Annotated in this window: 17 protein-coding genes; 9 read left to right on the plus strand and 8 right to left on the minus strand. The window is 68.4% G+C overall.

Annotation, left to right across the window (positions count from 1 at the left end; genetic code table 11):
* Complete coding sequence (locus tag VIR15_RS12180) at positions 1-624, minus strand: hypothetical protein (protein ID WP_331927981.1); 624 nt, start codon at positions 622-624, stop codon at positions 1-3.
* A gap of 267 nt (positions 625-891) precedes the next feature.
* On the opposite strand from VIR15_RS12180, the gene VIR15_RS12185 reads away from it, so the two are divergent.
* Genes VIR15_RS12185 through ispF form a run of 4 tightly spaced genes read left to right on the plus strand, consistent with a single transcriptional unit; the run spans position 892 to position 3,419 of the window.
* Complete coding sequence (locus tag VIR15_RS12185; RefSeq protein WP_013493734.1) at positions 892-1,374, plus strand: CarD family transcriptional regulator; 483 nt, start codon at positions 892-894, stop codon at positions 1,372-1,374.
* A complete protein-coding gene (locus tag VIR15_RS12190; protein ID WP_331927949.1) occupies positions 1,374-2,138 on the plus strand; it encodes an IspD/TarI family cytidylyltransferase in 765 nt (254 codons plus the stop codon). The genes VIR15_RS12185 and VIR15_RS12190 overlap by 1 nt, the downstream gene beginning before the upstream one ends.
* Complete coding sequence (locus tag VIR15_RS12195; RefSeq protein WP_331927951.1) at positions 2,135-2,929, plus strand: SDR family NAD(P)-dependent oxidoreductase; 795 nt, start codon at positions 2,135-2,137, stop codon at positions 2,927-2,929. The genes VIR15_RS12190 and VIR15_RS12195 overlap by 4 nt, the downstream gene beginning before the upstream one ends.
* A 1-nt stretch (position 2,930) precedes the next feature.
* Positions 2,931-3,419, plus strand: a complete 489-nt coding sequence (gene ispF, locus VIR15_RS12200; protein ID WP_331927953.1) for a 2-C-methyl-D-erythritol 2,4-cyclodiphosphate synthase — start codon at positions 2,931-2,933, stop codon at positions 3,417-3,419.
* Between the two features lie 167 nt (positions 3,420-3,586).
* Here the strand turns inward: ispF and VIR15_RS12205 are convergent, their stop codons facing one another.
* A complete protein-coding gene (locus tag VIR15_RS12205; protein ID WP_331927955.1) occupies positions 3,587-6,427 on the minus strand; it encodes an immune inhibitor A domain-containing protein in 2,841 nt (946 codons plus the stop codon).
* A 523-nt stretch (positions 6,428-6,950) separates the two neighbouring features.
* Between VIR15_RS12205 and cysS the strand changes: the two genes are divergently transcribed.
* From cysS to VIR15_RS12225, 4 genes are all read left to right on the plus strand, one after another.
* Positions 6,951-8,432, plus strand: a complete 1,482-nt coding sequence (gene cysS, locus VIR15_RS12210; RefSeq protein ID WP_331927957.1) for a cysteine--tRNA ligase — start codon at positions 6,951-6,953, stop codon at positions 8,430-8,432.
* 1 nt (position 8,433) lies between these two features.
* Positions 8,434-9,402 (plus strand): 23S rRNA (guanosine(2251)-2'-O)-methyltransferase RlmB, encoded by a 969-nt coding sequence (gene rlmB / locus VIR15_RS12215; RefSeq protein WP_331927959.1) that lies wholly within the window; start codon positions 8,434-8,436, stop codon positions 9,400-9,402.
* A 118-nt stretch (positions 9,403-9,520) separates the two neighbouring features.
* The gene (locus tag VIR15_RS12220; protein WP_331927961.1) at positions 9,521-10,381 is read left to right on the plus strand and encodes a DUF929 family protein; all 861 of its coding nucleotides are present in this window, start codon (positions 9,521-9,523) and stop codon (positions 10,379-10,381) included.
* Positions 10,378-10,890, plus strand: a complete 513-nt coding sequence (locus VIR15_RS12225; RefSeq protein ID WP_331927963.1) for a vitamin K epoxide reductase family protein — start codon at positions 10,378-10,380, stop codon at positions 10,888-10,890. Before VIR15_RS12220 ends, VIR15_RS12225 begins: the two co-directional genes overlap by 4 nt.
* Here VIR15_RS12225 and VIR15_RS12230 read toward each other — a convergent pair.
* From VIR15_RS12230 to VIR15_RS12250, 5 genes are all read right to left on the minus strand, one after another.
* Positions 10,871-12,115, minus strand: a complete 1,245-nt coding sequence (locus tag VIR15_RS12230; RefSeq protein WP_331927965.1) for a DUF4032 domain-containing protein — start codon at positions 12,113-12,115, stop codon at positions 10,871-10,873. The genes VIR15_RS12225 and VIR15_RS12230 overlap by 20 nt on opposite strands.
* A gap of 208 nt (positions 12,116-12,323) precedes the next feature.
* Positions 12,324-13,427, minus strand: a complete 1,104-nt coding sequence (locus VIR15_RS12235; protein ID WP_331927967.1) for an ABC transporter ATP-binding protein — start codon at positions 13,425-13,427, stop codon at positions 12,324-12,326.
* A gap of 181 nt (positions 13,428-13,608) precedes the next feature.
* On the minus strand, positions 13,609-14,457 hold the full coding sequence (locus tag VIR15_RS12240) for a sugar ABC transporter permease (protein WP_331927969.1): 849 nt from the start codon (positions 14,455-14,457) through the stop codon (positions 13,609-13,611).
* A 2-nt stretch (positions 14,458-14,459) separates the two neighbouring features.
* Complete coding sequence (locus tag VIR15_RS12245) at positions 14,460-15,416, minus strand: carbohydrate ABC transporter permease (RefSeq protein WP_331927971.1); 957 nt, start codon at positions 15,414-15,416, stop codon at positions 14,460-14,462.
* A gap of 98 nt (positions 15,417-15,514) precedes the next feature.
* Positions 15,515-16,819, minus strand: coding sequence for an extracellular solute-binding protein (locus VIR15_RS12250; protein WP_331927973.1), 1,305 nt, complete (start codon positions 16,817-16,819; stop codon positions 15,515-15,517).
* Positions 16,820-16,998: 179 nt separating this feature from the next.
* Here VIR15_RS12250 and VIR15_RS12255 point away from each other — a divergent pair, with 179 nt between their 5' ends.
* Positions 16,999-18,009 (plus strand): LacI family DNA-binding transcriptional regulator, encoded by a 1,011-nt coding sequence (locus VIR15_RS12255; protein ID WP_331927975.1) that lies wholly within the window; start codon positions 16,999-17,001, stop codon positions 18,007-18,009.
* 66 nt (positions 18,010-18,075) lie between these two features.
* Here the strand turns inward: VIR15_RS12255 and otsB are convergent, their stop codons facing one another.
* A complete protein-coding gene (gene otsB, locus VIR15_RS12260; RefSeq protein ID WP_414654957.1) occupies positions 18,076-18,822 on the minus strand; it encodes a trehalose-phosphatase in 747 nt (248 codons plus the stop codon).
* Positions 18,823-18,830: the final 8 nt, after the last annotated feature.

Below are 18,830 nucleotides of genomic sequence, written 5' to 3' on the forward strand. Positions count from 1 at the left end.
TCAGCTCGTCGTGGGCGACGAGGTCGGCGTCTCCGTCGGTGATTGCGTGGGCGTCTCAGTGGGCGTCTCGGTGGACGTCTGGGTCGGAGCCTTCGCGGGCGTGGTTGTGGTGGCCTCGGGGCCGCCGGCAGCCGGGGTCAGCGTCGCATAGGGGCCAGTCGCGGCAAGGACGGGGACGTCGACGATCGTCGTCCCACCCGGCTGTGCCGTCACAGCGACCGGGACGATCGTTCCCGGCTTCGCCGCGAGGCCCTCGAACCGCAAGCCCTTGTCGGCCAGGTTGACGTGCCCGCGCGGTCCCACCGCGACCTCCGAGCCGCCGCCTGAGGCCGCCTGGTCCTGCGGCACGACCTGGACCCTGATCGGCTCGTCACCGAGATTGATCACCGCGCCGGAGACGACGGCCGTCTGGCCGCCACCGCCAACGAGGAGCAGGTCCCGGATCGCGAGGTTGCCGACCTCGGCCGAGATGCCGTCCGCTGGCTCGTACGGCACGTCGGTCTGGACCGGGTTGAACACCATGCATCCGCTGGCGAGCGCGGCGACGGCGACACCCCCGACAACGGCGGCGGTGCGCCGGGAACGCGAGGCGGGCGCGGCGGTCTGGGTGAGGAATCGGCGCATCACGGGCGACAGCCTACCGGCGAACCCACGGCGTTCGTGGGCGACCCGGTTGGCGTGGCGCGCATCAGCGGTGGACGGCCCGAGGTGGCCCGTCGGCCAAGCCCCCTGAGCGCCCGTGAAAGCACGTGCAGCGGCCGGTTGTCAAGACGTGATGAGACGGCAAGGCGAGGGCGACAAAGGCTCTGACCTGCGCAGATGCCGCCGCGCCAGATCGCCGCGCACGCCGATCCGTGATAATCTGGAGGTCGCGAAAGGGGAAAACAGCACATGGTTTTCAAGGTCGGCGAGACGGTCGTGTACCCCCACCACGGGGCGGCACTGATCGAAGAGATCAACACACGCACGATCAAGGGAGAGGACAAGCTCTACCTCAAACTCAAGGTCGCACAAGGCGATCTGACCATCGAAGTTCCTGCAGAGAACTGTGACCTCGTCGGCGTCCGCGACGTCGTTGGTCAGGAAGGTCTGGACCGGGTGTTCGAGGTCCTGCGGGCCCCGCACACCGAGGAGCCGACCAACTGGTCTCGCCGCTACAAGGCGAACCTCGAGAAGCTGGCCTCCGGCGACGTCATCAAGGTTGCCGAGGTCGTCCGCGACCTGTGGCGCCGCGACCAGGACCGTGGCCTCTCCGCCGGTGAGAAGCGCATGCTCGCCAAGGCCCGCCAGATCCTCGTGTCCGAGCTCGCGCTTGCCGAGAAGACGGACGAGGACAAGGCCGAGTCGATCCTCGACGAGGTTCTCGCCTCCTGATGCAGCCCGCGTCGGCGGCGGTCGGCCTCATCGTCGTCGCCGCCGGCTCTGGTAGTCGTCTGGGCGCTGATGTGCCCAAGGCCTTCGTGCCCCTCGCGGGCGTGCCCCTGCTGGGTCACGCCCTGCGGGGGGCGTTGGCATGTCCGGACGTGGCAGAGGTGGTCGTCGTGTCTCCCACCGGGTGGCTGGAGGAAGCCCATGCCGTATGCCGCTGGGCTGGCTCCCAGCCTGGAGTGGCGTCCGCGCGACCGCCCTTTCCTGCCGGGCCAGCCTCCCCCGCTCAATCGAGTGAACAGCTTTCGGGTGTGCGCGTGACCGTTGTGGCCGGTGGGGCGGAGCGCGGTGACTCGGTTGCTGCTGGTCTGGCGGCACTGTCCGACCGGGTCGGGATCGTGCTCGTCCACGACGCTGCGCGGTGCCTCACCCCGGCCGACGTCTTCGGCCGCGTCGTCGACGCTGTCCGCCACGGCGCGGTGGCCGTCGTCCCGGGCGTTCCGGTCGTCGACACGATCAAGGTGGTCGACTCTGCTGGACGGGTGGTGGCCACGCCGGAGCGATCGCAACTCCGGGCGGTCCAGACTCCGCAAGGCTTCCGCCGTGACGTGCTCGAGCGCGCGCACGCGGAGTCGAGCGAGGCCACGGACGACGCCGGTCTCGTCGAGCGTCTCGGTGAGACCGTGCTCGTCGTCGAGGGCGATCCACGCGCGCTCAAGGTGACCACGCCGGCCGACCTCGAGGCGGCGGCCCGTATCCTCGCAGGGTGAGCGCTGACGAGTCATCCCAGGCGACGGCCCTGATCACGGGTGGTGGCACCGGAATCGGTGCGGCAACGGCTCGACGCCTGGCCGCCGACGGCTTTCACGTCGTCATCGCCGGCCGTCGACGCGAGCGGCTCGACGCGACGGCCACCGCGATCAACGTGGACTTTCCCGGCGCGGCCTCCGTCATCGTCATGGACGTGACGTCGGATGCGTCGGTGCGCGAGGCGGTGGCCGGCATCAGCCGCTGCGACGTCCTCGTCAACAACGCCGGAGGGGCACTCGGCGTGAGCCGCGTCGAGGACGGTGACCTCGCCGAATGGCAGCGAATGTATGACGCCAATGTCCTCGGCACGGTTCGCGTCACCCAGGTCGTCCTGCCTCTTCTCCGCCGGTCGCCGAGGGCCACGATCGTCAACATCAGCTCCGTTGCCGGCGAAAGCGTCTACGAGGGTGGCGGTGGCTACACCGCTGCCAAGCACGGCACGTCGGTCATTTCGGAGACGCTACGCCTCGAGCTCAACGGAGAGCACGTGCGGGTCGTCGACGTGCGGCCGGGGCTCGTCCACACGGAGGAGTTCTCGTTGACCCGCCTCCACGGTGACCAGGCCGCCGCGGACAAGGTGTACGAGGGGGTCGACCGACCACTCGTGGCTTCCGACGTCGCCGAGTGCGTTGGCTTCGTCGTCGGGCTGCCGCAGCACGTCAACATCGACACCCTCGTCGTCAAGCCGGTCGCCCAGGCCGCGGTCCACAAGCTGTATCGAGCGCCGATCGACTGGAAGACGGAAGCCTGACATGAGTGGCCTCCCGAGGGTGGGCATCGGCGTCGACGTCCATGCCTTCGCTCCCGAGGGCGTTGACCGTGAGCTGTGGATCGCCGGCCTGCTGTGGCCGGGCGAGCCGGGCCTGGAGGGACACTCTGATGCCGACGTGGCGGCGCACGCGGCCTGCGACGCACTCTTCTCGGCGGCGGGGATCGGTGACCTGGGAGCGCACTTCGGGACCGACCGTCCCGAGCTGGCGGGGGCCGCCGGCGCGACCCTGCTGGGCGAGGCGGCACGGCTGGTGCGGCGGGCGGGGTTCCAGATCGGCAACGTCTCCGTCCAGGTCATCGGCAACCGGCCGAAGATCGGGACTCGGCGCGATGAGGCCCAACGGGTGCTGACCGAGGTCGTGGGAGCCCCCGTCTCGGTGAGCGGCACGACGACGGACGGCCTCGGCCTCACCGGCCGCGGTGACGGGCTCGCCGCCATCGCGACCGCCCTGGTGGTCTTCCGTCCCTGAGCGGCGATACCCCCAAGCGGCGACATCCCTGATCGAAAGAACAACTTCTGGGCGGTGCGGGCCCCGAATGTCGTTCTTTCGATTGAGTCGGGCAAGAAGATGAGCGGAGGGCCCGCCCCCGGAACGGGAGACGGGCCCTCTGGTCAGCCGGTGATCGAGTCAGCCACTCACGGGGTGGGTGGGGTGATCTTGATCTGTGCGGCCTGGTTGCCGTACATCGACTTTGTCACGGTGACGACGGTGCCGAAGCCGACGCCGTCGTCAGCCGGGTTGCCAGAGCCCAGCGGAGTGATGGCGCCGATGTCGGCTCCGTAGTACTGCGGGAGCGCCGTGCCGTTGCTGTCGACGAAGCGCGTGCTGTACGGAGCGTTGCCCTTCGACGGAACGACAGTCGAGGCGTCGGCGTCGCGGTAGAACACCCGGCCATCGGGCCGCAGCTCGAAGCCCGGGTACCAACCCTTGTTGTCCGTGAAGGACTTCACCGGTGCCTGCGGCCCGAAGGTGTTGCACACCTCGGTGCCGGCTGCGTTGAGCTGGCACTCGTTGAACGCGTACGTCGACTGGAGGCCGAACGCGGCGTTCGAGGACTGCGGACGGGACGGCAGGTTCTTCAGGGTCGACGGGTCCGCGGCGGCGTTCGCACCGGAGCGACGCAGCGGCTCGTAGTGGCTGTCGACGATGAGCAGGCCACCCTTGGCACCCTCACTCGGCAGGGACGTGAGGTTGTTGAGCGTGTGGTTGGCGTTGCCGAACGAGGTGTCGCGGTACCAGACCAACGCGCCGGGGGCGTTGTACTTGATCTTCTCGACCTTCCACTGGCCTTCGCCGTCCTGGTAGGTCGTGTCGTACGCGTACTTCAGCCCCTCGTCGAAGCCGTCGAAGTTGCGCCACTCGACGAGGTAGTACTGCGCCCGCGAGCTCGTGCCGGTGTCGACGACCCAGCCGGCACCGACCGCCTCGCCCTGCACGAAGGTGCCCGTCGCGGCCGTCCAGCCGTTCGCGCCGCCTTCGACGTCGTCGGACCACGTCGTCGCGCCGGCGCCGGTGACCGAGAAGTCATCGGCGAACCAACCGCGCTCGACGAAGGCCGCGTCCGTGGCCTGGAGGAGCCGGATCTGCACCGTCTGCCCGGCGAAGGCCGACAGGTCGACGTAGTGGTGCTTCCAGCCATCCGTGGTCCCGGTCAAGCCGTACCTCTTGGGGCCGGCGTCGCCGCCGTAGTCAGCCATGCGGCCGTTGGGGTCGGCATAGCCATCCGGCGTCGTCACCGCGGCGCCGGCCTCGTTGTAGACCTTCTGCTCGGTCCACGTGGCGCCGCCGTCGGTCGAGACCTCGACGAAGCCGAAGTCCCAGTCCTTCTCGATGACGTAGTTGTTCCACATCCAGAACTTGGCATCCGACGCGTTCGGGACCTCGACCGAGCGGGTCAGGGTGTTCTTGGCCCAGTTCTGGTCGTTGTTGCCCCACCACATGTTGTCGCCGCTGTGCGGGGTGGCCAGCGTGACGACCTTGGTCGGCAGGTTGATCTTGACGCCGTCGGCCGTGCCCTTGAGCGGACGCGAGTTCTGTCCCACGACGACCGCCTTCGGGTCATCACCGGGGTTCATCTCGACGGGGTCCGCCCAGCCGAGCACCCACTTGTCCCACAGGCCCATGTGCGTCGGCATCGACTGGAAGATCGGGCCCGAGTGCGAACCGGACGACATGAGGTCCCAGAAGTCGATGTCGGAGTCCCCGCCGCTGGCGGTGTCGTAGAGGTCGGGCAGGCCGAGGTCGTGACCGTACTCGTGCGCGAAGACGCCGACGCCGGAGTCCTCCGGCTGCACGATGTAGTTCGACAGCTTCAGGTCGGTTCCGGGGATCGGAGCCCCACCGGCCACGGCCGACGAGTGCGCCCAGATGGCGTAGGTGCCCTCGGCACCGCCGCCGCCGGACTTGTCGGCACCGGCGTGCACGAGCACGACGTGGTCGATGACGCCGTCGGGCTCGTAGTAGTTCTTGTCACCGTCGACGTCGCCCTGGTCCTCGATGTCGTAGTCGGCCCAGGGGAAGTCGGGCTGCGCCTTGGCGAGGGCCGCCACGGCGTCGATCGGCAGCTGGCCGGGACCGAGCGGGTTGTCCGGGTGACCCTGCATGTCCTGGATGGCGCCGGCCTCGTACACGCCCTCGTCGTTCGGGTGGCAGACGCTCGCGCCGTAGTAGGCCTCCGAGTGGTTCACCGTGACCCACGGGGTCGCCTCACCGGTGACGGTGTAAGCACCGTGGGACATCTCCTCGTACATCGCCTTCATCGTGTAGCCGGAGATGTCGATGCCGGGCTTGCCGTCGGGGCCGGTCAGGTCGGGGCGCACCCGCTCGGTGATGCCCTCGTCGGTGAAGAGCATCTTGTTGAAGTGCTCAGAAGAGAAGTCGTCCAGCCAGAACGAGTTGTTGTCCTTCATCGCGCCGGTGGCGGGGTTCGGGATGTTGTTGTGCATCGGTCCGTTCTGGACCGAGCCCGGCTTGCAGGTCGTTGCTCCGAAGGCTTCGGGGACCTGGACGCCGGTGAAGTCGTCGTTGGCGTTCTCGTTGAACTCCACGAGGATCGTCAGGAGCTTGGCCTCCTGCGTCGACTTCGCGCCCTTGTAGAGGTTCTTGATCGACTTGGGGCTCTGGCCCGACGTGATCGCCTTGGCCTCGAGCTTGGCCAGCTCGCGTGCGGTGACCGGGTTGCCCTGGGCGTACTTGGCGTCGAACGCTTCCGCGCGGGCGACGACATCCTTGACGTCGACCTTGCCATTGGCGATCGAGCCGACGGCCTTGTCGTTGGCGTAGGCCCGCTCGATCTGGGGCGCGGCGTAGTTGATGTAGTAGCCGCTTGACTCCGATGCGCCGGTGGGCGAATCGGCGGGTGCCGCTGTCGCGGCCCCAGACACCGAAGTCGCAGCCAGTCCAGCGGCTGCGAGTGCGATGGTGGGGACGACAGCAACGGCGCGCCGGCGATGGCGCGCGACGGTGCTGATCCTCATGAACTCTCCCTTGAGATAGACCGACGCCACCCCGGCGCCGACTAAGGACTGCCTAAGGCAGTCCGGCCAGATCTTGCCGGTTCGCGGGCACGCACGGTGGATTAGCACCGAACAAATTTCCAGAGATGCCGTATGCCGCTGGGCCGGCTCGCGTTGTCGGGAGCAGTCGGGCGCCCAATCCCTAATCGAGAGAACGGCTTTTGGGCTCAGTCATCCCGGAAGGTGTTCTCTCGATTGGGCTGGGGGCGAGCCCAGCGGCATACGGCATCGTCGTGCCGAGCACCTCCGACAACTCAGCCTTTGCGCGCTTGTCGGCGCACTCTGCCGGGATGGGGCGTCGACAACCCACCCGCGGCGCGCTAGTCGGAGGAACCCTGCCCCGCGCGGGGTGGATCCGAGCGTCGGGCACAACTCCTCGATCGAGAGAACGGCTTTTGGGCTCAGCAGCCCGGAAGGTGTTTCTTTCGATGGGCGCTGGCTCGCGTTGTCGGGAGCGGTCGGGAGCGCCGATAGACTTCCGCGGGTGAGTCTGCATCTGTTCGACACCGCCACCCGTGAGCTGCGCGAGTTCGTCCCGCGCGAGAGCGGCAAGGTCGGCATGTACATCTGTGGACTGACCACGCAGGGCGCTCCCCACATCGGGCACATCCGCTTCGCCGTGGCTTTCGACGTCCTCCGGCGCTGGCTGGAGACGGGCCACGACTACCGGGTCACGCTGATCCGCAACGTCACCGACATCGACGACAAGGTGCTGCGCAAGGCGGCCGAGGCCGGCGAGGACTGGTTCGCCCTCACCTACCACAACGAGCGCCTGACGACCGAGGCCCTGGATGCGCTGGGGGTCAAGCCGGCGACCTACGAGCCGCGGGCGACGGGCCACGTGCCCGACATGATCACGCTCATGGAGACGCTCGTCGACAAGGGCCACGCGTATCCAGCGCCGGACGGCTCGGGCGACGTCTACTTCGACGTGCGGTCATGGCCGGAGTACGGCTCGCTGTCCAACCAGTCCCTCGACGACATGGTGGCCGCCGAGGACGCCGATCCGCGAGGCAAGCGGGATCCGCGCGACTTCGCCCTGTGGAAGGGACGCAAGTCCGACGAGCCGCTCAACGCGTCCTGGCCGACCCCGTTCGGAGTCGGTCGCCCCGGATGGCACCTCGAGTGCTCCGCGATGGCCCGGCGGTGGCTCGGCGACGAGTTCGACATCCATGGCGGCGGCATCGACCTGCGCTTCCCGCACCACGAGAACGAGCAGGCCCAGTCACGGGCCGCGGGGCTGGGTTTTGCGCGCTATTGGCTGCACAACGCCTGGGTCACCGTCAAGGGCGAGAAGATGGGCAAGTCGCTCGGCAACGCCCTCGAGGTGCGGCGCCTTCTCGAGGTGACCCGGCCGATCGTGCTGCGCTACTACCTCACGGCGGCGCACTACCGGTCGACGATCGAGTACCACCCCGGCTCCCTTGACGAGGCGGCCGCGGCAGTGGATCGGATCGAGGGCTTCCTCGAGCGGGCGGCCCGCCGCGGCGAGATCGCCGTGCCCGTGGACGGCCAGGCGGCGCGAGCAATCCTGCCGGCGGAGTTCATCGAGTCGATGGACGATGACCTCGGCGTCCCGGGCGCACTTGCCGTCATCCACGAGACGGTCCGGGCCGGCAACGTCGCCCTTGACGAGGGGGATGAGGAGGCGGCGCTCACGGCGGCCGCTCGGGTCGTTGCCATGAGCGAGGTCCTTGGCGTGAACCCGCTTGCGCCGCAGTGGACTGCGAGGGGCGACACGTCGTCGTCGGCTGCCGAGGCGGCGCTCGACGCGCTCGTGCAGGCGAGGCTAGAGGAGCGGCAGTCGGCGCGACAGGAGCGCGACTTCGAGCGGGCCGACGCGATCCGGGACGAGCTGGCGGCTGTCGGCGTCGCGATCACCGACACCCAGTCCGGCGCCGAGTGGTCGCTGGTCCGCACGGGTGGCTCGGGCTCACCGACCAGGGCCACGGGCGAGGAGGCCTGACATGGCAGGGAACTCGCAGCGCCGAGGCGCGGTGCGCAAGGGCGGCAAGAAGACCACCGTCGGGTCGGGTGGGCAGCGGCGACGCGGGCTCGAGGGCAAGGGCCCAACCCCCAAGGCGGTCGACCGTGAGTACCACCCGGCCCACAAGCGAGCGAAGGCGACGGCCAAGCGAGCGGGTGCGGGCGCTCCCCGCGGCGCGTCCGGAACGGGCCGTTCCCAGCGGCGCGCCAAGGGCTCGAGCGAGATCGTCGCCGGCCGCAACTCGGTCGTGGAGGCGCTTCGAGCCGGTGTCCCCGTCTCGACGATGTACGTTGCGACCCGGATCGACTCCGATGACCGCGTCCGGGAGGCACTCAAGCTGGCGGGCGAGCGCGGCCTCGCCGTCCTCGAGGCGCCTCGTGGCGAGCTCGACCGGCTCACCGACGGTGCCGTCCACCAGGGCCTGGCCCTTCAGGTGCCGCCCTATGAGTACGCCGACCCGAAGGACCTCATCGATCCGGAGTCGCCCGGCATCCCGCTCGTCGTCGCCCTCGACGGGATCACCGATCCGCGCAACCTCGGGGCCATCGTCCGGTCCATCGCCGCATTCGGTGGCCACGGTGTCGTCGTCCCGGAGCGGCGGTCGGTCGGAATGACAGCGTCGGCGTGGAAGACGTCGGCCGGGGCCGCGGCCCGGATCCCCGTGGCGAAGGCGAGCAACCTGAACCGGACCCTCGAGGACTTCAAGAAGGCCGGCTTCTTCGTCCTGGGCCTCGACATGGACGGCGACGTGGAGCTGCCCGATCTCACTCTCGCGTCCGAGCCGCTCGTCGTGGTGACCGGCTCGGAGGGCAAGGGGCTCTCGCGGCTCGTCCGGGAGACGTGCGACCAGATCGTCGCCATCCCGATGAGCTCGGCGGTCGAGTCGCTCAACGCGGGACTGGCCACGGGTGTCGCGCTCTACGAGATCGCCCGCCAGCGCCGCGCATGACCTCCGCAACCCACCCGGATAATGGAACCCAGGGGAACCTCGACGACCGTCCGGCAGTTGGTTCTTCGGGATGTTAGTGTCTCCTACGACGTGTAGTAACAACAGGACGAGGTGACTCGTGGCGAAGAGCAATCGTGCCGACGTGGCGGCGCGCGCTGCGGAGATGCGGGCGACACAGGCCCGCAAGGAGCGGCAGCAGAAGCAGATGATTGCAGCCGCCGTGGCGGTCGTGGTGGTCATCATCGCCGTGGCGGTGGGTGTCGTGGTGGCCAACAACAACGACGGCGGTGGCCAGACAGCCGCGTCTGACACTGCGTTCATCCCCAAGCTCACCTCGATCCCGGCGTCGGCCTTCGACGCGGCCGGTGCGCCCACCGAGGCCAATGCGGTCCCGCAGAAGGTCCAGGGCGGGGAGGTCCTCAAGGAGGACGGCAAGCCGCGGGTGATCTATGTCGGTGCCGAGTTCTGCCCGTACTGCGCCTCGGAGCGCTGGGCCATGGTGGCGGCGCTGTCGCGGTTCGGGACGTTCGAGGGTCTCGCGCCGACCCGGTCCGCAGTGAACGACGGCAACATCCCGACCGTCACCTTCACCAACACGAAGTACACCAGCGACTACGTGAAGTTCGGTGCCTGGGAGACGAGCGACCGCGAGCACAAGCCGCTACAGACCCTGCCGTCCGACGTCGAGGCGCTCTTCAAGAAGTACAACCCCCAGGGCGGCATCCCGTGGACGTTCTATGGCACGCACGAGATGTCCGGCTCGGGCATCCCGCTCGAGCCGCTGCTCGCCCACACCGGTGACAACGGCTGGAACGAGATCGTCGGCCAGATGCAGACCGGGACCGGCGACGTCGGCACGTCGATCAACGCGAACGCCAACATGATCTCGGCGCAGGTGTGCCAGCTGACCGGCGGCCAGCCGGCCAACGTCTGCACGAGCCCCGGAGTGACGGCAGCGGCGGCCCTGGTCCAGAAGTGATCTCCCGACCCCGGTGGCTCGCCCCCACCTCGCTGATCCTGTCGATCGTGGGGTTGCTCGTCTCGGTGTACCTGACGTTCGAGCACTACACGGGCAACGAGACGCTCGTCTGCACCGTCACAGGTGTCATCGACTGCGGCAAGGTCACGTCGAGCGCCTGGTCGACGTTCATGGGCGTGCCCGTGGCGCTGCTCGGGCTGCTCTTCTTCGTGGCCGTCACCATCTTGATGCTTCCGTCGGTGTGGCGCCGGCCGGAGCCCTGGCTGGACTGGCTCCGCTTCGGGTTGCTGACCGTCGGGCTCGGGATGGCGCTCTACCTCGTCTGGGCCGAGCTGTTCCGGATCCACGCCATCTGCTCGTGGTGCACCGTCGTGCACGTCGTGACGTTCGCGCTGTGGATCATCGTCCTCTTCGGGCAGATCCTCTCGACGCGCGGCGACGCGGTCGCTGCCGAACCGTCCGATTCAGGCGACGAGGCGCAGAGCCCGGTCAGTCGTCCCAAGCGATGACGGGCATCTCGATGGTGTCGACGCCGACGACGGACTTCTCGACCGGCTTGCTCGGCAGCACCGTGGCTACATAGTCCGCGAGGGCTTCGTCGATGGGAATGTCATGTCCGGCGAGCTCGCTCATGTACCAACGGTGTTCGAGGACCTCGTGGAAGATTTCCGCCGGCTCGAGGCGACCGGTCAGCTCGCGGGGCACGGAGCGGGTGATCGGTTCGTAGACCTTCGTCAGCCAGTCGTGCGCCACGATCTCCTCGTCGTCGCCCTGCCGGTCCGTCGCGGCCGCGTAGGAGTCGAGGTCGTTGAGCAGGCGCCGGGCCTGGTTCTCGCCGACGTCGAGGCCGGTGAGGCGGAGCAGGCGGCGCGAGTGGTGGCCCGCGTCGACGACCTTGGGCGTGATCTGGATCTGGGTGCCGCCGAGATCCGTCGTCATGGTCAGCTCGTCGACATCGAAGCCGAGGTCGTTGAGCCGGCGGATGCGCTCGTCGACGCGCCAGCGGTCCCCGACCTCGAACCGCTCCGTGCCCGTCAGCGCCTCCCACAACGAGTGGTAGCGCTCGATGATCGAGGCCGCCACCTCGAAGGGGTCCGCCTGCTCCTCGAGGAACCCGCCGGCGTCGAGGTCCATCAGCTCGCCGGCAATGTTGACCTGGGCGATGTCGAGGTCGTGTTGCCGCTGCCCGTCGCTCAGCTGCGCGTGCAGCTCGCCCGTCTCGGCATCGACGAGGTAGGCGGCGAAGGCACCGGCGTCGCGCCGGAAGAGGGTGTTGGACAGCGACACGTCGCCCCACCAGAAGCCATCGAGGTGCAGGCGGACCAGGAGCAGGGCCAGAGCGTCCATGAGCCGCACCGCCGTGTCCGGGCGGAGCGACTGGCTGAAGAGCACCCGGTACGGGAGGGAGAACTGGAGGTGCCGGGTGACAAGGCACGAGTCGAGGGGGACACCGTCGGCGCCGGTGCGGCCGTGCACGACCCCGAACGGCTCCACACAGGGCACGCCGAGCCGCCGCAGGTTGCGCAGCATCCCGTACTCCCGGTCGGCCAGCTCCGACTTGATCTCCTTGATGGCCAGGACCTGTTTGCCGAGCCGGACGAAACGCACGACGTGGCGTGAGATGCCGCGCGGCAGGGCCGCCAGGACCGACGCGGGCCAGTCCTCGAGCGGCGTCGACCACGGCAGGTCCAACAGGGCCGACTCGGGGCGTGCCGTGGTGATCGCGGGGCTCACCGCCCCATCGTGGCACGTCCATCCCGTATGCCGCTGGGCTGGCTCCCGCACGGATCTGCCCTCGTGACGCTACTGGGAGGGCAGGGACGTCCGGTGGGCTGGGAGCGAGCTCAGCGGCATACGGCATGTGGGTGTCGTGAACGCGCCAAACGGGAAGGGCCCGCGCCGTCGTCGCGGCGCGGGCCCTCATTCGTGCGGTGGGCGACGGTCAGTCGCTGATGCGCTCACCCGAGTCGGCGTTGAAGATGTGGACGTGGCCGGTCTTGGGGCGGAGGTGGACGAGCTCGCCCTTCTCCGGAGGACGGCGGCCGTCGACGCGCGCGATGAACGGCGCGTCGGTGGTCTCCTCGCCCTCAATATTGACCTGGTGTGCCTTGGCCGAGCCGTAGATGTAGGCGTCTGCGCCGAGCGATTCGACGACGTCGACCGTGACCGGGATGCCGGCGGTGCCCTCGGCCGTCTCGAGGTCCTCGGGGCGAACACCGATCGTGACGTTGGAGCCGGCGCCCTTGAGCAGGTCCCGCTCGACCGGGACGACATGGCCGCCGACGTCCACCCCGCCGTCCACGACGGGGGCTTCCAGCAGGTTCATCGCGGGGGAGCCGATGAAGCCGGCGACGAACACGTTGGTCGGGTGGTCGTACATCCGCCGCGGGCTGTCGATCTGCTGCAGGACGCCCGCGTTGAGCACGGCGACGCGGTCGCCCATGGTCATGGCCTCGACTTGGTCGTGCGTGACGTAGACCGTCGTGACGCCGAGACGGCGCTGGAGCGACGCGATCTGGGTGCGGGTCTGGACGCGCAGCTTGGCGTCGAGGTTCGACAGCGGCTCGTCCATGAGGAAGACCTGCGGCGACCGGACGATGGCGCGGCCCATGGCGACGCGCTGGCGCTGGCCACCGGAGAGCGCCTTCGGCTTGCGCTCGAGGTACTCGGAGAGGTCGAGGATCTTCGCGGCCTCCTCGACGCGCTTGCGGATCTCGGCCTTGTCGACGCCGGCGATCTTGAGCGCGAAGCCCATGTTGTCGGCGACCGACATGTGCGGGTAGAGGGCGTAGTTCTGGAACACCATCGCGACGTCGCGGTCCTTGGGGGACAGGTTCGTCACGTCGCGGTCGCCGATGAGGATGCGGCCGGCGTTGACCTCCTCGAGGCCGGCGAGCATGCGGAGCGCGGTGGACTTGCCGCAGCCGGAGGGGCCGACGAGGACGAGGAACTCACCGTCCGCGATCTCGATGTTGAGCTTGTCGACCGAGGGCTTCGGGTTGCCCGGATAGGTCTTGGTCGCGTTGTCGAACGTCACTGTTGCCATTGGCGTCTTTGCCTTTCCTTCACCGGCAGGAACGTGCCGGACGATCCGTTGTAAAGGTGCCCTCGGGGTGGGGCCCCTTGATCATGTCGTATGCCGCTGTGCTTGGTCCACCGGACACCCGCCTCCGCGGTGGGTTGAGTTGGGGTCGAGGGTTGGTCGAGTGGCCGTCCGGTGCCGTCGATCACCCCTTGGTGCCACCGGCCGTGAGGCCGGCGACGAGGTGCTTCTGCGCGAAGAAGAAGACGATGCCCGCGGGGATGACGATGAGGATCGCGGCCGGGGTCATCAGCTCCCAGAGCGGCAGCGTCGGCGGTCTGGGGACGAAGGTCTGCAGGCCGTAGGCGAGCGTGAACTTGTCGTTGGTGTTGATGAAGGCGCTGGCGTAGGCGACCTCGCCCCACGCGGTGAGGAACGTGTAGAACATCGTCACGGCCAGGCCGGGGCGGGCGAGCGGCAGCACGACCCGCCAGAACGTGCCGTAGGGACCGAGCCCGTCGACCGAGGCCGCCTCGTCGAGGTCCCGGGGGATCGTGTCGAAGTACCCCCGCAGCATCCACGTACAGAAGGGCACCGCGACGGTGCAGTAGGCGATGATGAGCGACGCGTGGGTGTTGATCAGGCCCAGCCTCGACATGATCGCGTAGATCGGCACGATGAGGATCGCCACCGGGAACATCTGGGTGACGAGGAAGGTCCACATGAGCGGCCGCTTCCCGGGGAAGTTGTAGCGCGAGATCGCGTAGCCGGCGGTGGCAGCCATGGCCACACCGAAGATCATCGTGAACGTCGCGACGACCACCGAGTTGCGGAACCAGACGAGGAAGTCGGTGTTGGCGAGCAGGTTTCGGTAGTTGTCCAGGGTCGGCTCGTCGATCAGGGCCAGCGACCCGATCTTGTCCTTCGGCTTGATCGAGGTGAAGGCGATCCACACGACCGGGAAGACGGCGATGAAGGTCGTGAGGACGAGGGTGGCGTGGATGCCGATGCTGGCCGCGGGCGACCGGTGTCCGCGGGGGCGGGGCTTGCTCATGATCACCAGACCTCTCCCTGCTTGCGCAGGAAGTAGCGATAGCCGATGGAGTACACGATGAGGATCGAGAGGATGAGCACGCCGTACGTGGCGGCGAGGGAGTAGTCGCGGATCCCCTGGAAGGCGGCCTTGTAGGCGCCCGTCACGAGGATGTCAGTCGTGCCAGCAGGCCCACCGTTGCTCATCAGGTAGATGATCGGGAACATGTTGAACGTCCAGATCGTGCCGAGCAGGATGACCGACGCCGAGACCGGTCGCAGGCTTGGGAGCGTGACGTTGAGGAATCGCTGCCAGGGCGTGGCACCGTCCATCTCGGCCGCCTCGTAGAGCTCGCCGGGGACGGCCTGCAGGCCGCCGAGCAGTGCGACCATCATGAACGGCACGCCGAGCCAGATGTTGACGATGATGACGGCGGTGAGCGACTTGGCCGTCGTGTCGAAGAAGTCGACGCGCTCCTGGCCGAGTGCGGCCAGGACGGCGTTGATGATGCCGTAGTCGCGGTCGTAGATGAACTTCCAGGCGAAGGAGGCGACGAAGGCAGGGATGGCCCACGGAATGATGAGCAGCACGCGGTAGAGACCCCGTCCCCTGATCTCACGGTTGAGCAGGACGGCCAGGGCCAGCCCGATGGTGTAGTGGAAGACGACGCAGGCCACGGTCCAGATCAGGGTGATCCGGAACAGCTGCCAGAAGTTGCCGACCTCGCCGGTGAGCAGGTTCTTGTAGTTGTCCAGTCCGATGAAGCTCCACTTGTTGGGGTTGGGCTGGCAGACCTCACCACCACCGAGCGTCTTGCTGCACACCTCGGCGGCCTGGTTCGCCTCGGTGAGGTTGGTGAAGGACATGAAGATGCCCTGGACGAGCGGATAGAACACGAGAAGGGCGAGCACGACGATGACGGGCGTCACCATCGCCCACGCGTACCAGTACTTGTCGAAGTTGGCGCGCAGCCGTTGCATTCCGGCTCCTTGGAGGCAGCGAGTGGTGGGGGTGAACGTCCAGCGGTGGCGGCGGGACGGGTCGTCCCACCGCCACCGCATGGTTCAGCGAGCCGGGCTCACTGAGTGGAGTAGTCCTTGACGACCTCGGTCTTGTACTTCCTGGCGACCTCGTCGAGCGCCTTCTGGGCGTCGTCGCCCTGGACGAGGATCGCCGTCGCGGCCTCGTCGAGCGGGCCGAACAGCTTGCCGCCCTCGGGGATCCACGCGCGCTCGACGGCGACCTCCATCACCGGCTTGAACTCGCTGATGATCGGGTTGGACACCTTGTCGTAGGCGGACGTGCGCGTCGGCAGGAGGCCCAGCTTGTCGGCCAGCTTGGCCTGGCTCTCGGCGCTCGCCATGAACTTGATGAAGGCGATGGCGCCCGCCGCCTTCTCCTGCGGCATGCCGGACCAGACGACGTAGTCGTGACCGCCGACGGGGGCCCCGGCCTTGGCGGAACCGGCCGGGACCGGGGCGATGCCGAGGTTCTCGAGGCCGCCGAAGGTCGCGGCGCCCTTGATGTTGTTGACCTCCCACGGGCCGTTGATGATCATCGCGGCGTTGCCGGCCTTGAACTCGTTCATCATGGCCGCGTAGGCGTCCGTGGCCGGCGGCTTGGCGAAGCCGGGGGACTTGAGCAGTTCCTGCTCCTTCTCGGCGCCGGTGACCGCCTCGGGCGCGTTGACGGTGATCTTCTTCGCCTCGGGGTCAATGAGGTCGCCGCCCTCGCCGTAGATGAACGGCAGCATGAAGTAGCCCTGCGGGTTGAGGTAGACGCCGGTCTTGCCGGTCTTCTCCTTGATGGTGGCGGCGGCCGCCTTGAGCTCGTCCCAGGTCTTGGGGGCGGCGGTGATGCCGGCGTCGTTGAGCAGCTTCTTGTTGTACATGAGCGCTAGCGAGTCCGTGACCTGCGGTACGCCGTACGTCTTGCCGTTGTACTTCGTCGACCCGACCGGTGCGGCCAGGAAGTCGCCGGCATCAGCGGTCAGCTCGGTGCCATCGAGCTCGTAGAGGTAGCCGAGCGAGGCGAACTCCGGCACCCAGGCGACCTCGGCGCGCAGGATGTCGGGAGCGCCCGACTTCGCCGCTGCGGCTGTCTTGAACTTGTTCTGTGCCTCGCCGAACGGGACCGACTGGTAGTTGATCTTCACGTTCGGGTAGGTCTTGTTGAACTCGGCGATGAGCTCCTTGAAGGCAGGGCCCTCGTTCGTGGCGTCGGACGTGTCCCACCACGTCAGGTCGGCCTTGATGTCGGCGGGGTTCGCGGTGGGCGCGCTGGTCTGGGCTGCGGGCTCGTTGGGGGTGCCCGAGTCGCCGCATGCGGCGAGGGCGAGGCTGATGCCCGCAACGGCCGCGGCGGCCTTGGCGGTGCGACGCATTCTTACTCCTTGGTTGGGTGAAACACCGTGGTGACCGGAGTCAAGCACTCCGTTGCAAGTCTTTGCAAGATTTTGGGCCCGGTTTGCTGAAAATCTATGCAAGACTGTTGCAAGGCCGTAGCCTCCAGCCATCCCGCTCGGACCAAACGAAGCTGGGCAGCGAAGCAGAAAGGCGGGTCGTGAAGGCAAGACTCAGGGACATAGCCCTCCAGGCGGGCGTGTCGGAGGCAACCGTCTCTCGCGTCCTCAACGGCAAGCCGGGGGTCGCGGAGGGGACCCGCCAGTCGGTGCTCACGGCTCTCGATGTCCTCGGCTACGACCGACCAAGCCGGCTGCGCCGCAAGAGCGCTGGGCTGGTCGGCCTCATTGTGCCCGAGCTGACCAACCCCATCTTCCCGGCCTTCGCGCAGGAGATTGAGAACGCCCTCGCCCAGAACGGCTTCACCCCCGTGCTGTGCACGCAGACCGCCGGGGGAGTGCACGAGGACGACTATGTGCAAATGCTCCTCGACCGCGGTGTCGCCGGCATCATCTTCATCTCAGGCCTGCACGCCGACACGAACGCCGACCCCCAGCGCTACACCGCCCTGCGCGAGCGCGGCCTGCCGCTCGTCCTCGTCAACGGCTACATCGAGGGCGTCGACGCGCCGTTCATCTCGAACGACGAAGTCGCGTCGATGGGGCTTGCGCTCGACCACCTCGTGAGCCTCGGCCACCGTGAGATCGGGTTGGCGGTCGGCCCGGACCGGTTCGTCCCGGTCATCCGCAAGATCGCCGGTTTCCGCAACTCGATGCAGGCGCTGCTCGGTCGATCCGACGTCGGCGACCTCATCGAGCGCTCGCTCTTCTCGGTCGAGGGCGGAGCGACCGCTGCCGGCCGGCTCATGGACAAGGGCTGCACGGCCATCGTCTGCGGCTCGGACATGATGGCCCTCGGTGCGATCCGGGAGGCGCGCAAGCGCGGCCTCAACGTGCCGCGGGACATCTCGGTGGTCGGCTACGACGACTCGACGCTCATCGCCTTCACCGATCCGCCGTTGACGACGGTGCGTCAGAGTGTGCCCGCGATGAGTGCGGCCACGGTTCGCGCTCTGCTCGACGAGATCGCCGGCCAGCCGTCTCCCCGGGCGGAGTACGTCTTCCGGCCCGAGCTCGTCGTGCGCGGCTCGACCGGCGCCCTCCGCCGTTGATCCCCAACGAGCGCACACACCCGATCGAGTGAACAGCTTTCGGGGCCCGAAGGCCCCGAAAGCTGTTCACTCGATCGGGGTGTGGGTGCGGCGCGTGGCGAGGAGCTGTTCGAGGGCGGCGACGACCGCGGGGATGTCGTCGACGCGGTGGCGCGCCGCGGTCGAGCCGGGCCCGACCTTGACCGTCACGTCCTCGGGCCGGGTCATCCGCGCGAACACGTCCTCATCGGTCACGTCGTCGCCGAAATACACGCGGGCGGTGACGCCGCGGTCTCGCCCGAGGGCCGTGACGGCGGAGCCCTTGTCGGCGTGCGAGACCGACAGCTCGAGGACCGACTTGCCCTTGAGGACCCTGACGCCGGAATGGGTCAGGGCCACCTCGCGCGCCTCCGCGACGGCCGCATCCGCGATGTCGCGTGGCAGGCCCCGTGTGTGCACGACGACCGCGGCGGTCTTGTGCTCGACCGTGGCCAACGGATGCCGCTCGGCGACAAGGCGACTGATGTCCGCATCGAGCGCTGCAAGTCGCCTCTCGTCCTCGGTGCTCACCGCCGCGGCCTCCATGGCGGATCGCACGGCCGCGCTCGTCGACTCGGCGCCATGGCTGGCGATGAGCACGATCGGCTCGTCCTCGGCGACGGAGGTCAGGGTGCCGAGCGCATCGAGGTCCCGTCCGGACACGATCGCGACGGTCGTCGCAGGCAGGGCAGCGAGCGCCCGCAGCGACTCCATGCCGCCCCCGGCGGGCCGCACGGCCATCGGGTCGACGTCGAACGGCGCAAGCACGCCGTCGAAGTCGGTGGCCACCAGCAGCGACTCGG

It is taken from the genome of Intrasporangium sp. (genome assembly GCF_036566125.1).
Taxonomy (GTDB): domain Bacteria; phylum Actinomycetota; class Actinomycetes; order Actinomycetales; family Dermatophilaceae; genus Intrasporangium.